This is a genomic window from Inediibacterium massiliense (assembly GCF_001282725.1).
Classification (GTDB): domain Bacteria; phylum Bacillota; class Clostridia; order Peptostreptococcales; family Thermotaleaceae; genus Anaerophilus; species Anaerophilus massiliensis.
This window is the reverse complement of the sequence record NZ_LN876585.1, coordinates 140811-158141: the sequence shown is the minus strand read 5'-3', so window position 1 is coordinate 158141 and position 17331 is coordinate 140811. Positions and strand designations below refer to the sequence as shown.

The 17331-nt window shown below is 29.4% G+C and carries 4 protein-coding genes and 2 riboswitches; all 4 genes read right to left on the bottom strand.

Annotated features, from left to right (window positions below):
- Window positions 1-89: 89 nt before the first annotated feature.
- Window positions 90-277: riboswitch (cobalamin riboswitch) on the bottom strand.
- A gap of 140 nt (window positions 278-417) precedes the next feature.
- Entirely contained in the window at window positions 418-4320 is a 3903-nt protein-coding gene (locus BN2409_RS03475) for an S-layer homology domain-containing protein (protein WP_053955280.1), read from the bottom strand.
- Window positions 4321-4335: 15 nt separating this feature from the next.
- A complete protein-coding gene (locus tag BN2409_RS03470) occupies window positions 4336-5151 on the bottom strand; it encodes a prenyltransferase/squalene oxidase repeat-containing protein (RefSeq protein ID WP_053955279.1) in 816 nt (271 codons plus the stop codon).
- Window positions 5152-5165: 14 nt separating this feature from the next.
- Window positions 5166-6083: a DUF4430 domain-containing protein gene (locus tag BN2409_RS03465; protein WP_053955278.1), complete on the bottom strand. Its 918-nt coding sequence runs from the start codon at window positions 6081-6083 to the stop codon at window positions 5166-5168.
- Window positions 6084-6326: 243 nt separating this feature from the next.
- The gene (locus tag BN2409_RS03460) at window positions 6327-16772 is read right to left on the bottom strand and encodes an Ig-like domain-containing protein (RefSeq protein WP_053955277.1); all 10446 of its coding nucleotides are present in this window, start codon (window positions 16770-16772) and stop codon (window positions 6327-6329) included.
- Window positions 16773-17121: 349 nt separating this feature from the next.
- Window positions 17122-17308, bottom strand: a riboswitch (cobalamin riboswitch).
- Window positions 17309-17331 lie beyond the last annotated feature (23 nt).

Below are 17331 nucleotides of genomic sequence, written 5' to 3'. Positions count from 1 at the left end.
TCTTAACTCTAATAGAGTTAAGATTTTTAGCCCATAGCAAGTGTATACTTACACCTAATTTTATGCACTTTCCCTAACCCCAGAAGGAAGTATGCTCATACATTTAGGCAGGTCTCCTGACTTGTGAATCTGCACTTTCCTTTGCCTTCCCAAAATATAATGATTTCAGTGGCATATCAAAGGTAGCTCCTCACTTACAGTGGCTGGACCGTTTAGGATTTTCACCTAATTCCCTTTTCATCTTCTTAAAAGAAGAACCTAAATAAAATAATATGTAATTTAAAATCGTATATTGTTTAAAATAGTCATAATATGTCGTATTTAACCATGTTATATTTTACATCATTTAGTATATTTTTGCAATCGTAAATATATTTTTTTATAATAAAAATGCTAGCTTTCGCTAGCAATTTTCATTTACTTTATACTATTGTATAATTTGTAAAGCATCACAGCTGCTTGTGCTCTGTTTGCATTTTCTTTTGGCATAAAAGTGCCGTCTGGCATTCCACTAATAATAGATTCTTTTACACATAATGCTGCATTCTCATTTGCCCAAGGAGCAATACTTTCTTTGTCAATAAATTTTTCTAATTCATTGATATTTGCTTTTTCTTTTCCTTTTTGTGTAAGTACTTTTCCAATGATGCTTGCCATTTCTTCTCTTGTAATTTTTCCATTTGGATCAAATATAGTAGCACTTCTTCCACTGATGAATCCATTTTTGTAAGCGGCTTTTACATATGGAGCATACCAATCAGAATCTTCTACATCTGTAAAGCTTACATGGATATCTTCTATATCTAATTGAAGCATTTTTGTGATTAAAGTTGCAAATTCTGCTCTTGTAATAGATGCACTCGGGTCAAATAGATCTTTACTTTTTCCATGGATGATTCCTTTTTCAGCCATTTCTTCTATAGATTCTTTCGCCCATTCATAATCTTTTAAATCATGAAAAGTTATTTTTACTTCTTCTTTTTCTAATTTTTGAGCGAAGTATTTGCTAAAATGACTTATTTCAAAAGTAACCATTTTTGTATCTTGATCATATTCTCCACCCATATTTTCTATAGTGCCCTTATCATTTAGATAAAATACTTGCACTACCTCTTGATCTTTGACTTCTCCATCATATGGAATAGCTACTTTCATAGGTTCATGAAATTGATTTATTTTTTCTTCTCCCATCTTTATATTTAAATCTAGAACTATACTTTCTTTTGGAACTTTATTTTTCTCAAAAGCTGTTAAATCTTCTTGATCTATAGCTTTCGCACTTAAAGATATGGGTTGATCTTTTTGAATCAAAGTATTTGCTGTCATGTTAAATACTGCATTTTCTGTCTGAATAGTTACCTTCTCTATTTTATTTTCTTTTACTATTTTCATCATATTGGAAGGCAAACGAACTTCTACTTCTTTTTTATTTGTATTTGGTATTTGAATCATCATTTTATTTTCTATATTCTTAGATTCAATACTATTTTTATTTAATTTTTCCTTTATGTCTTTTGTAGCATTTACTATATCTTTTGCTGTTTTTTTGATTGTATTTTCATCTAATTGAGCCAATGATTTTTCACTTTCATATTCTACTTTTTTAACTTGTAGCATACTACATTGATCAATTGTATTTTGAGCCATTTTTATAGTGCTTTTTTCTACTTCTTCTCCATTTTCTTTTCCTATAGATTTTAAAACTTTTCCACTTTCATCTATAATGTTTCCCGTTAAACTTACTACTTCTTTTTTATCCTCTACCTTATTGATTAATTGGATCATGTTGTGAATATTTTTTGATACTACTTCATTTACTTCCTTTTGATTTTCTTTTTTGGATAGTTTTTCTGTAGATTTTGCTAAAATATTGAGTATCTTTATATTGTCTTTTAATAAACCTTTTGCTGCTTCTTCACTTTTTATTTGTTCTATAGCATGTTGTATAGAATTAGAAAATTCTTTCCCATAAAACACTAACTTTTTTGCATCCTCTTCTGTCTTTATATCTTCTGCTTTTTTATTCAATTGATTTATTACATTTTTTACTGTCTTTGTAATATCTCCTTCATTTATATTTTTATTGTTTAAGATCTCTTGTATTTTATCTATTTCTTTGGTCATTTCATCTTTTGGTTCACTTGCTGAAGAACCCTTTGTATAGTCTATAGTATAAATCCACTTTATTTCATCTTTATTTTTCACACTACAATCATTTACACTTTTTTGTACCCTTTCTCCATTTAATGTATATTCCCATCCACTTTTTGCTCCTTGACTAAATTCTCCATATTTTCCGATACGCTTAAAATAAGTTTCTGTATCATTTAATTCATAGCTTATATTTTTATCCTTTAAAAGCCTCTTTGTTACAGATAAAACCGTATCTCCTTTTTGTAATTTTATTTGTGTTTTAGAGATATTAGGATCATTGTTATATCCTTTGATAGAAATAGAAGCTTCATCTCCTTCTTCTATAGATCCTCCTCCAGATCCTGGTCCATCATTTTTTGTAGGAATAAAATAATCTCCAAAGCCTTCTATCGAAATAGATTTTTTTGTATACATTGATTGTTTTTGATATAAGTCGGATAAAGCTGTAAATACTTGCTCTGTAGCTAAATCATTTCCAAAATGATCTTCATTTTGATACTTTAACATGGCATTGAGCATAGTTTTTTGATCTAATTTCCATTGGCTTGCTAAAGGATTTTCTCCTACCGAAACAAGTCCTTGAATCACTGTTGCTAATGTATTTGCATTATCATTATTTATAATATTTTCCTTTTCTAATTGCAGTTTATGGATAGCCTTTTGTATAGCTTCATTAACTCCTTCTATATCTCTATGGTTAGAAAGTCCCATCATAGACATAGCTAAAGTATCTATATCTTTATATTCCCCAAAGGTTCCATCTGTATTTTGATATTTTAGAAGAGATTTTACTGTCTTTTCCACTTCATATTTAGCCTTTGCTAAATCTAGGGCAAGAATACAATAAGCTTGGGTAGATGGATAATCATCCCATCCATTCACAATAAATTTGCTATCTGTTGTTTGTTTATTTAATAATTCAGTTACCATATTTTTAGAATCTTGTCCTGTTTCTATTAACCCTATAATATTTTTAGCATAACTTGTAACTGAAGTATTAGGAATAAGTTTATATTTTTCTTTTACCTTTGAAGCATTTTTATCTATATTTTTATTACTATATTTATATCCTAGTCCTTCTGAAAGAGTAAAACTTTCTTTTTTCTCATAACGAGCACGTAATGTATTTAATACTTCTTCTATTTTTCTCTCATTTGTTTTAGGTGATTCTACAGAAATCTCAATAGATGTATAGATATTTTCATTGCTAGCAAGTTTTGCAGTAATGATTGTTTTTCCTTCCTTAATCCCTTTTACTATCCCTGTATTCTCATCTACAGATGCGATTTCTGGATTGGTGCTATACCATTTTACTGCTTCATCTAAAATATTTTCCTCTTCATAAACTTTTTTATCTAGTTTTAACTCATTTCCTATGGTTACTTCTTTCCAATGAGAAAGAATTTCTATTCTCTTTGTTCCTATCTGAATCTTTTTAGTACATTTGATTAATTTAGGATACTCATTTTCTTCATCCTTTGATATTTTTACGATACAACTTCCTGATTTTAAGTCTACCTTTACTTTTCCATCTGTATTGGTGACATAAATTTTTCCTTCTATTTCTAATTTGGCATTTTCTACTGGTACTATACTTGTAGTAGAATTTCCATTTTTATCATAAGTAGTGACTGATTCTTTTATGATTAAATAAATTTCATTATTATTTTTTTCATAGCTAAGAATAGGAAGGTTTGTATTTTGATTCACATGAAACAAAACTTCATCTAATCCTTCTATAGAAACATCAGAAACCCCACTCATAGACTCACTTGTTTCTCCATCCACTACTGTATAAAATCCCCAAAAAGCTCCATTAGTTTTCCAATTAGCTTCTTCTCCTTTTATTCCTTGGATTAAAAATCCATATGCACCTTCCTCACCTTTTACATTTTCTTCTCCTACTGCTTTTTTTAGGATTTCTAATGCATTTTTACAATTTCCTATCACTACATCTTTATCAAATAATGTTTCATCTTTTCCTTCTACTCTCACTCTTATTGTACGATCTTGGTCTTCTCCTCCATATACACTATCATATACTGTATCTTTAACAATTTCATGATTGCTTTCATGATTCAAAGGTTCTAAGGCATATGCTCCTATTGAAAAAAGCATTAAAAATATCATCAAAAATGATAGTTTGACTTTATAATTTTTTTTCATAAAATAGCTCCCTCTTTATTTATTTTTTTCATGTAATCTTGTAAAAATAGATTTTTTATTTTTATAATCTGTCATAGCTAAAAGTCCATGCCAGCTTGCCATATAATTTTCTTTGGTTTGCTTTTTGAAATGCTTAAATCCGCCATTTTTTAATTGATAAGCTCCTAATTGATCATAAAGACTTTTTTCTACCTTCATTCCTAATTTTGTTTTTGCCAATATGTAATAACTGATAGATTCACAACTTTCTCTTTTCCCTATATTCTTTTGAATAAATGAAAGAGCACTTTTTACTTCTTTGCTATTTTCATTAAGCCCTAATATATGATAAGCAATAATGGCCATTGAAGTTAAATCTATATCAGACTCAGGATCTCCTTTATAAACAGGAAATCCTCCATCTTTATTTTGATTTTGTTTTAACCAAAGTAATGCATTTTGTTTGTTATAATTTTCTTGTTTTGCACAATATAAAGCTATAATTCCCCAAATATGAGAGTTCATTAAATCTTCTCCTGTTCCATCTATAAAATCTGCAAATTTACCAGTACTTCTTTGAGATTTCATAATGATTTGCGCCTCTTTAGATACATTTCTTCCTAGAGGTAGGGCTCCCATTATATAAGCTTCATAATCTGTAGTAACCTTTGAAGAAATATTTTTTAATGCTTTTCCTTTTACAGATTTTCCACTACTATATAGTGCTAAAATTCCCCATTCATCTATCTTTTGTTTGTTAAGATATTTAGCTGCACTATTTATATCTAGTGCAAAAGAAAAACTACTAAAAAGCAAAGTAAATAATAGTACAAAAGATATAATTTTTTTCATGAAAATTCCTCCTTTTATTTTATAGGCATATTGATTATTTCATCTTCTGTAACAAATACAGAAAATTTTCCTCTTATTTTTTCAGGTTCTTCATATAATATTTTTACTGCTCTTTGAATAGATGTTTGATCATTTCCACTAATCATCCAAAGGGTTCCACTCATTCCATATTCCTTAGATATAGAAACAATCCATGCGCCTTTTTTATATTCTTTGGCCACTTTTCCATTCATATCTAATAACTTTATATTTGAATCCACCTCAAAAGATAGACCTACTTTATCCTTATTTTCATAATAATCTTTGATAGTACCTAGCTTTGATAACTCATCCCATAAACCAATCAAAATAGAATTTATTTCGCCATTCTTTAGATGATCCTCGTTTATATTTTCCCTAGAGATCTCTACCTTTTTTCCTTGTAAAAATTGCAATAAATTTTTAGAATCCTTTTCATATTCTTTTGTAGAAGATATTTCTGTTTTTAATACTTGTCCATTATATCCATTTATAAAATTTTGTGGATATGCTCCAATAATACTTGAAATACTTTTTTGACTCCAGTCATGATAATCCCATAGAATTACATCTCCAGGTTCGCATATATAGTCATCTGCACCCACTTCTGAAATCATCCCATTTACATAATAAAACCAATCTAGTTTCGTTTTATTTTCCATTCCTGTAAAACCAGATTTCAAACTATCAATTCCATTAATAAATCCACCACCATAGGCTGTCTCTACCTGAAAATTTTCTTTCATCACCTCCATCACACTTTTATCTCGATTGAGTTTTATATCTTGATCGTGCATCACTTTCTTTCCAAAATCCTTTGAAACCATGACTTGAATTCTTCCTTCGTCAACAGATTGGCTACTACAACCAGTAATCAACAAAATGATCAAGACCATCCAACACCATTTTTTCATTTTTACCCTCCTTATTTATCGAAAAATATTTTTTATAAAATACATCATTTTATAAAAATCACAAGAAATGTCGCAATTAGTCGTTTTTTTCTTTGAATACATGGTATATTCTAACTGATTCTATATATAATTTCAACTTTAACCTAAATGTGGTAATGATAGACAAAAAAAGAGAATCCTTTTGTATAAAAGAATTCTCTTTTTAAAAATTTATCTTTTTTATTCACTTTATTACTATGTCTTCTACTTCATTGCTTTTACAATCACCGTTACTGCTTCTGCTCTTGTGGCATTTCCTTGTGGTTTTAATGTTCCATCTGGATATCCTTTGATGATTTCTTTGCTTATCACTGTATCTATAGCATCTTTTGCCCAGCTAGATATATCTTTATGATCTGCAAATACTTGTGTATTTTCTTGTTTTATTAATTTTGAAGCTTTGACTACCATTACGGCCATTTGTTCTCTTGTTATTTTTTCATCTGGTCTAAAACTTCCATCTTCATATCCTGATACAATGCCATGTGCAGATGCAGTAGAGATTACACCTTTTGCCCAGTGATCTTTTGTATCTGTAAATACTTTTCCTTCTTTATGTTGTAATTTAAATGCTTTGATTACTACTGCTGCAAATTCTGCTCTTGTAATATTTTGATCTGGTTTGAAGGTTTGATCTGGGTATCCACTAATTGCTTGTTTTTGTACTAATTCTTTAATAAATCCTTCTGCCCAGTGTCCTTTAGTATCTTTTAAATCTACTTTTATTTCTTGATTTACTGGTTCTTTGATTACTTCTTTTTCAATTTTCATTGAAATGACTGCAAATTTTGTAAAATGTGTTACTTGTCCACTTATTTTTCCTTTTTCAAAATCTACTTTTACATTTTCAAGTTCTACCCATTTTTTATTGCTTTCATCATAAAAGCATAGACTAAGCTCTTCTTTATCTTTGTCTATTTTTGATTTTTCAAATGGTAATGTAATAGTAATAGCTTTTTTGAAATCTTTACTTTTATCCTTTGTAATTTCATATACAGAACCTATTATTTTTTCATTTTCACTTAATTTTAAATTAGATACATTATCTTGTTTTTCTATTTTTACATAAGTATTTTCATCTATTGCACCTTTTGGTATTTCTATGACTGCATTATATTTTTCTACCTTTGCATCCTTATCTTTTTCTACTTTTGTTCCACTTCGAGCTGGTGCTGGTCCTCCACCACCTCCACCACCAGATACATTTCCATTTGATGGTTTATTTTTTTCATAAGTAATGGTGTAAGTTTCTTCTGCTTTATTTCCTGTTTTATCCACTGTTGTAATGATAATTGTATTTTTTCCTTCTATTAATGTTACTGTGTATTTTTTCTCTTTGCCTTCTATTACTTTTCCATTTACTTTTACTTCTATTTTTCCATCTGTTGCACTTACTGTAAATATTAATTTTTCTTTATTCACTACCTTGTTTTCTAAATCTGTTGTAATTACTGGTTTTTGTTGATCAACTTCATCTTTTTCAACAACAACCTTACAATATGGTCTTGTTAAATCTCTCTTATTTGTTTCTTGATCAAATCTCTCCGCAGATACATAATAAGTTCCTGCTTTATCAAACTTCAATGTTGCTTTTCCATCTTCATTAGTACATACAGATTTTTCACCTATCTTGTATTCTTGATTGTTTACAAGAATCTTTGCTAATTGAACTGGTTCTGTTTTTATTTTATCCGTATCCATATCATAGTAATTTCCTGTAAGCACTATATCTAAATTTTTACCTGTTTTTACAGTCATTTCTTCTTTATCAAACCATGCGTATATATTTTTATTATAATCTTCTACAAAAAATACTACTATAGATTGTCCTTCTTTGATTTCAAAATTACTTACTCCTACTGGCGCGAATTGATGATCTACATAATACATCCAACCATCTTTGTCTCCTGTGCTTTTTACTTTTAAACCATCAATCATAGTTATATTGCTTCCGCCACCATGATTCAATCCTTTTTCACTATCTTTGCAATCTATGCCTTTGCTTTCTAATGCTTTTATGATAGCATGAATAGCTCTTGGATTTTCAAATTTCTTAGTGATTCCATAATCACTCAAATCTAATTTGTCTACTGCAACTTGTGTTTTTGGAACAATGGTACGGTCATTTCCCTCTACTCTTACATATACATTCACATTTGTAGCAGGTTCTTCTATTTCTCCTGATATTTTTACATCTTTTGCATAATAATCTCCATATCCAGCTTCTTTTAAGTCTATTAATGCATATAATGCTTTTTGTGTAGCCTCACTTTTACTTTCTCCTTTTTTATAATCAAAGGAATTATCTTCCTTCCATAATATAAATAAGGCATCCACTGGATTTTTACCTGCTTTTGTCCATTTTTCTGTTCTTAAATCTTCTCCTACTGCTACAAGTCCTCTTACTATATCTGCATGATATCCAGTAATATATACTGTCTCATATAATCCTCCATCTTCTTTTTGAATAGATCTAAGATAATTTGTTGCTTTATTGATACTTTCTTTTACAGCTTCTATATCTTTATGCTTGCTTAATGCGAGTAGCACATCTCCTGTAGTTCTAGAATTGGATGTATTTCCTATTAGCGTAAAGCCTCCATCTTCTTGTTGATTTGAAAGAATTTTTTTAATGGTTTTTTCTACATCGTATGCTACCTTTTGATCTGGATATTTTTCATTATATTTATCTAAAATAGTTACAGCATTAATATATTCATTTAGATTTGTACTATTTTCAAGCTTGTCTACAATTTCTTTTACTAGATTTCTTCCTTCAAAATCCTTTGGATCTTTTTGTACATCTAATAAAATAGCTACTTGTGTAATAATGTTAGATAGATCTTTTAAATCTTCATCATAATTTGTAGTATATTTTATGTCTATGTTCCATTTACTTACATCTATTCCTGCTCTTTTTAATGTTGCTGTTTTTAAAGCATCTAATTTTCCTTGAGTTTGTTTGAAATAATCTGTTTGATAATAGGATTGAACTGCTCGAATAAGCTTATCAATTCTTTCCTTTGATGTAAATTCTGGTCCATTGTATTGAGTAGCTAATTTTTTAAACATAGATTCATGGTTATAAAGATCTACTAAAGCTGCAAATGCTTGATGGGTCGCATCATTATTTAAATCCTTTTTTTCTTTGCTTGTTCCATAACCACACCTTTCAGGATTTTCTTGTACTATTTTATTTTTTAATAAAGCATCTAACATGGTTTGATCATTTTTTATCCATTCTTTATCAGAAATAGGATCAATACCATTTGCTATTAAAGCTTGAATAACTCTACCCGTTGCTATAGTGCTATTTTTAAATCCTAAAGTTCTTGATTGAGTATCAAAGCCACCATCTTCGTTTTGTTTGAATTTTAAGAAATCCATTAAAGTTTGAATAGTTTCTTTTACTCCCTCTACATCGTTATGCTTTGATAAAGCTGTTAAAGCTAATGCTTCTGTTGTGATTTCTCTATAAGTTTTAGAGTTCTTATCCTTTAGCATTTGAAGAAGTCTTTTTACTGCTGCTTCTTTGTCATATTTTCCATCCGCCATATCCATTGCAATGATGGCATAACATAAAGCTTCAATAGAGTTTTTATCCGTATTTGTGATGATAAATTCTCCCTTATTTGCTCCCTCTTTCACTTGTGCAGCTGTCAATTCATAAACAAAGTTTCTAACTTCATCCTTTTCAATCAATGCACCCCTTGGATCTAAATCTGCACCAATTAAGCACATAATTTGCTTTGAAATAGTCCAAACTATATTTGCCCTTTTATTTTCAGGTAATTTACTTTGAATCAATTGTTTATCGAGTCCTGATAGATTTCCTGCTAATGCAGACAAATAGTCTAGTATTACTTTTTCTTTATAAGCTTTATTTAAAAATTCTATTTCTTCTTTTATTTTTTTACTTGTTTCATCATTTTCATCTTTTTTGATTCCATTAGAATGATACATAGATTTATTTTGATATAAATCTGCTAATGCGGCAAATGCAGTTTCTGTGCATTTAAAATCATCAAATATTTCTTCATTTGGTGTAGAAGGTAGTTGTTCACTATATTCAAATCCACCATTATCCAATTGACGATCTAGTAAGATTTTCACCATATTATTTCCATTTTTGACCCATTTCATAGGATCTATTTGGTTTGCAACAAGTCCTTGAACAACAGTTCCTATTGCGAATGGATTATTTTTATATCCACTATGGTCAAATCCACCCTCTTCATTTTGTTTATCTTTAATATAAGTAATACAATCCTCAATAGTAGCTTGTACTCCAGCTATATCTTTATGCTTAGATAACGCAGTAATAGCTAATGCTTTTACTTCAACATCTGTATATAAGCCATCATTTTGATGCTTATCATCTTTGATCATATTTACAAGTCTATTTACAGCTTTTTCTACATTATATTTTCCATCTGCCATATCTAGTGCCATGATGGATAGCGACAATGTAACTGGATGATCTAGATCTGCTCCTTGGTGAACAATAAATTCTCCATTTTCCTTTTGAGAATTTTCTAAATCCATTACATAATTTTTGGATAAAACATTCCCTTTTTCATCCTTTAACGCATAGTTTCTAGGATTTTCTCCTGCTGCAATGATTTCCATTATATTTTTTGCATAATGGATTGCATAATCTTTTCTATAAAGTCTTAAATGAGATGCTACTTTTTCTTGATTTACCTTAAATCCTTCTCCTATATGTTTGGAAGCTAAAGCTGCCATATAATCATAAGAGCCATGTTGATCATAAAAAGTTACAAGCTTATTTATAGCTTCTTTCACTTGTAAGCTTAGATCTTGATTCTCACTAACATTTACTGTGATTTCATCAAATGCATCTTTGTTTTCTTTTAATGTTACTTTTACTTTTCCTTCTCCAACTTGTAATGCCTTGATTTTTCCATCCTTTACTTCTACGATGGTAGGAGTTAAACTCTCCCAATTTATTTGTGCATTTTTTACTACTACATTTTTTTCATCAAATGCTTGTGCCTCTATGTATTTTTCTTCTCCTACCATAAGGTTTAAATTCTCTGAGTTAATTTTAATACTTTTTGCTTTTCCTGCTGGTACATATTTTAACTCATGATACATAGATTTATTTTTATTTAAGTCTGCTAAAGCTGCAAGGGCATAAGATGTAACTAATTTTGAGCTCATACTTGCTGAAGGTTTTAATTTAAATTGACCACCATCTCTACACAATAAAATAGCATCTAATAGAGTGATTTTATTTCCGTATGCATCAATTTTTGTCCATTCATCCGAAAGTGGATTTTCACCTATTGCTATTATAGCTTGAATCACAATGGCAGTATTAGATGTATCTTCAATAAATCCATTTTCATCTTGTTTTTCTTTTAAGTATTTTTTCATTCCTTCTATAGCTTCTTGGGCACCTGATTTTCCTCTGTGATTAGAAAGGGCAATCAATGCACAAGCTGTATCCTCTACCGAAGAATATGTTGATTGAATATAGTATTGATCATTATCTTTTGTAAGCTTTTGGATTAAAGCAGTTATAGCTTCTTTTTCTTCATAGCTTTCTCCTGCCATATCAAGGGCAATGATTGCTTTTGCTATGAATCCAGCATTAGAATCATCATAAAACTTAGATGTATTATTTAAAATTAAATCTATATAATTTTTACCTTTATAATTTTTAGGATCTTCATTGGTTGAAACAATATTGATAACATTTTTTGCATAATTTCCAAGACTTTTAGATGTAGTAAGATTCTTCTTTTTACTAATATCACTTAGATTCACATCTGTAAATCTAAGTCCTAAAGATGTCATAAAATCATATGAATCTTGCTTGTTAAAATATTCTTTTACATCATGAATAGCTTCATTAATTTTTTCTTCATTTGTCTTTCCTTGAACAATTGTTAAACTTACTTCACCTTGAATTTCTTTTCCATCTGCTTTTTTTACAGTTCCTGTAATTTTGATTATACCTTCTTTTAGAGCTGTTACAATACCATATGAATCCACACTTCCTACATCATTAGGAGTAACAGTCCATTCTACAGGATAATTTTCAATAAAATCATTATCTGCATCATATACGTTTGCATTAATTTTTATCTTTTTACCTGCTTTTATTTCTTTAATATCTTGATCTACAGATACTTCTATTTTGTTAGGAATTACATTGACAATCTTTAATTCAAAAGTATTTTTAATATTTTCAAAATCCTTCACCATAGCCGTAATGACTACTGTTCCTGAACCTATAGCTGTAACTTCTCCTGTATTTGCATCTATGGTTGCAATAGCTGGATCACTTATAGACCATGTAAATGTTTGAGAAGGCACAAATTTACCATCTTTATCTAATGCTTTTGCTGATAATTTTAATTGTTTTCCTACCTTTAGCTCTTTTTGATCATTTTCTGATTGAATTTCTACTTTTTTAGGATCTCCTATTTTGATTTTTAATTCTTTGTACATAGATTTTCCTTTGTACACATCTGTAATAGCTGCAAACGCTAAAGCTGTAGTTTCTTCATTTATATAAGTAGATGTTTTATTATTTTTAAATCCATCCTCTGTCTTTAGATTTAAAAGCATATCTAACATGGTCACTTTATTTTTATATTGATCTATCTTTATATAATCTTCTGATAATGGATCTTCCCCTATTGCAATAAATGCTTGTAGGGTATTTGCCATATCTTTACTACTTGTTTTGTCATTCCATGCATTGTATTGTTCTTTCATATATGCTTTGATTTTATTTACTAAATCATGGATTCCTTCTTTATCTGTATGATTAGAAAAAGCAATTAAAGCAATAGATGTTTTTTCTAATTTAGCTTGGGCACTTCCTTTTTTTACATAAGCTTGATCTTTCATTACTGTAAATTGATCCTTTAAAGCTTCTAAAGCCTTATCTATATTATATTCTGCACCTGCCATATCTAGTGCAATCATGGAATATGCTATATGATCTGCTTCTTTATCATTAGAATAAGAATAACCCTTTGCATCAAAATATCCTTGTTCTACCTGAGAATCTGCTAGATATTTTACACAGTCCTTACCTTCATAATCTCTCGGATCTATCCCTGCTGCAATCATAGACATAATCGCTTTAGCATAATCTCCTGCTTCAGTATCACTCCATTTACCTTTTGTAAATGTTAATTTTGGAACATTTAATGTATTTTTTATTTTATCTTGAGTTACTCCTGCTCGATTTAATGCCATAGCTTCTAGATAACCATATTTTGTATTTTTTTCATAATACTTTTTAATATCATCTATTGCTCTTTGTGATTTTTGCTTATTGGTTTGAGTTGGAATCACTTTTAAATTTAGTTTCTTTTCTGCTTCAAATCCTTTTACTTTTGCTGTAATTTGAATAGTTTTTTCTTCTTTTATATCTTTTGCTGTAATCATTCCATTTTCTATAGTTGCTACATTTTGATCAGAGCTTGTCCACTCTATTTCTGCATTTTCAATGAGTGACTTATCTTTTTCGTAAGCTTTTACATCAAGCTTTAGCTTATATCCTGATTCTATTGTTTTTTCATCTATTTCTTGATCCTCAAAAAGAATTTCAATCTTTTCTGGTATTATTGCAATAATATTTAATTCAATACTTCCTGCTACATCATTTTTACTCTTTGACGTAACGGTGATAGTTACTTTTGTATCCTTTTGTACTTCTTTTGCTGTAACCAATCCTTTTTCATCTACTACAGCTATATTTTCATCTGAACTACTCCATATTACATCTTCATTTAATCCTTCCCCATCTTTTTCTAGAACTTTTTTAAATAATACCAGTTCTTTTCCTTCTTTAAGATTATTATCCTTTTGATTTTTAGGTAAATCAACTTTTATTTCATAAGGAATTCTAGCCTTGACAATAATCTCTTTTGTTATTTCTATTGATTGATCTTTTATTTTTGCTTTAATAATAATTTTTTGATCTTGACTGATATCTTTTCCTGTCACAAGTCCTTTTTCATCTATTATAGCTATTGTAGGATCAGAGCTTGTCCATTCTATAATTTGTTCTGGTACTAATTTTCCATCTATATCTGTTACTTTTGATCTAAGCTTTAAAGTTTGTCCTTCTTTTACAAAATATTGATCTCCTAAAATCTCAATCTTGTGTGGTACAGTTCCTATTTCTATTTTCATTGAATGATACATGGATTTGTTTTTATACAAGTCTATTAATGCTGCAAATGCACATGCAGTTGCTTCATCCTTTGTACCATAAGTAGATTGAGTTTCCTTAAATTTATTTTCTTTTTTAAATGAAATAAGTGCATCAAAGATTGTTTTATTATTTTTTACCCAATCTCCTTTTAATGGATTTTCTCCACTAGCAATCAATGCTTGTATTACAGAAGCTGTAGCCTTACAATTTCCTTCATATGATGTATTATACCCAGATCCACTTTTTGCTTCGAATTCTGCATTATCATTTTGCTTTTCTTTTAAATATCCTCTACATTGATTGAATAAATCACCAGCTACATCTTTATGCTTAGACATTGCAATCATTGCTAAAGATGTAATTTCTATTTCACTATAACTTCCTGCAGTTTCTAAATATTTTGTATCTTTAGAAGATTTAGCACTTGTTTTTAAAATATTTATACACTGATTCACATTATATTTCGCATCTGCCATATCCAAAGCAATCATTGGTAATACAATATTTTCAGTACGTCTAGAATTATTTCCAATACTAAAATATCCAGAGTCCTTTTGAGATTTTGCCAATTCATCTACATAATTTTTACCATTGTAATCTCTAGGATCTAATCCTACTGAAATTAATGCGATAATATTTTTTGCATAATCTTGTTCCTCTGTACTATATGAAGGTTTATCTATTATTTCTAATTTTTCTTTTATAGTCTTTTGATCTACACCCATGTAACTTAATGATAAAGCTTCTAAATAAGTATATTTTTCCTTATCTTTATAAATAGCTTGAACTTCATCTAATACATCTTTTACGACATCTGTCATAAGTATTACATCTATATTTGCACTGGCTTTTATAGATTCATAAGCAGCATTTATGACTGCATTTCCCTTTGAAAGTCCAGTCACTTTCCCTTCTTGATCTATAGATGCATGAGTATTTCCTTCTGCCATACTCCATGTAACTTTCTTTTCTTTCATCTCTTCATGATCTTGATCAAATATTTTTGCACTCAATTGAATGATTTCATCTTTTTTAATTGTAACTTTATCTGTCACTTCTTTATTTTCTAAATATATTTTAATGCTAGAAGGATTTCTATCTTGTACGACTATCTCAATATTTTTTTGAACTGCAGAATTTCCTTCAAGCTCTGCTGTAATAGTTACTTTTCCTTTTTCTTTTGCTGTAACCACTCCATTTTCAACTGTTGCAATGTTTTCATCCGAGCTTATCCATTTTATTTGTTGTCCTGTTACCAATCTATTTTTATCATCTAAAACCTTGGCTTGAAGTTTTGTACTCTTTCCTTTGATGATTTCAGTTTTATCTGCTTTAATTTCAATTTGAGATGGTGTATCTCCTAATTCTATTTTTAAAGTATGATACATAGATTTCTTTTTATTTAAATCTGCTAAAGCTGCAAAAGCTGCTTCTGTTGAGTTTTTATCATAGCCTTTAAACGCTTTATCTTTCATATAAGTTCCATCGTCTCTCTGATATTCCATTAAACGATGCAGCATGTTTCCATTCTTTTTTACATAATCTCCTGCTAAAGGATTCTCTCCTACTGCAATTAATCCTTGTATAACTTTTCCTAATGTTTCTGGATCCGTTGAATATTTTCCAAATCCTCCAGAATCATTTTGATCTGATTTTATGTAATTGATACATCCCTTTAATAAATCAGAAACACCTGCATGATCTTTATGATTAGATAAAGCAATCATGGCTAAGACAGTCTGTTTTAAATCAGCACTCCACTTTCCCTTTATATAAGCTTGATCTCCTTCTACGATAAATTTACTTTTTAATATCTCTACTGCTTTTTCTACATTATATTCCCCACAAGCCATATCAAGAGCTAACATACAATATATATGGTGAACAATCTCTTCATCAAATTCTCCGGAATCTTTTTGCATTTTTATTAACGTATCTACATAATTGAGAGCTTTTCCATCACATTCAAAGTTTCTTGGATCTTGTCCACATGCGATAGCTTCCATAATTCCTTTGTAATTATTGTAAACATTTTTTTCGTCTAATGAATATGTTCTTATTTTTTTTTCTATGATTTTCATATCTTGATCTAGATTATTACTTGAATGATGATATGCCATAGCTGGTATATAATCTATAGAATTGTCTTTGTAATAATCTTTTAATTTTTCCAGTCCATCATCTATTACACTTTGATAATCTACTTCTACTTTTTCTTCCATAAGAGGCTGTATTTCAACTTTTTTTATCACCTCTTCTACTTCTTTTTGATCAATATTCTCTGTGTCAGTTTCTTTTTCATATACATTTTCTACTGTAGTTTTTTCTTTTTCATATACAGAATCTGCAACTGTTTCTTCTCCATAAACATACATCAGATTATCTAGACCTGGCATATATGAAAAAAGCATTGCCACTACTAACAGTATACTAATAGATTTTCTCATGACCTTCCTCCTTTTTATTATAATTTTTTAAATCATTTTTCTCCTTTCATAAGCATAAATAAAATCAATAGGAAAGTCCCAACTTTAATATTGTTAGGACTTTTATATAAATGTTCTTTTTATAATTATGGTACCTGTTCATATAACAAACTTGTCGAAAATTTGTCTACTAAAGGGTGAAAAAAGGGTGAGTTTAAAGAAGAAACCAAAAGAACATTTATAATTTCCTATATATTATAAAAAAACCTTGACTTCCTAATGAAAGTCAAGGTTTTTTATACATAAGCATGATGCATGTATATCTACATACTCTTATTTTACCTTTACATACCACCTTTCCTCGGAAGGTTAATGCCTCATTTCTTAGGCAGGTCTCCTGACTTGTGGATCAATACTTTCCTTCACCTTCCCAGTTTCCCAGTGGTATACTAAAGGATTGTTCCCCACTTACAGTGGCCGGACCGCTTAGGATTTTCACCTAATTCCCTTTTCATCCTTGATATTTACATCAAAGAACCTAAAAAAATATTTAATTTAAATACTCTCTTACCATGATAGA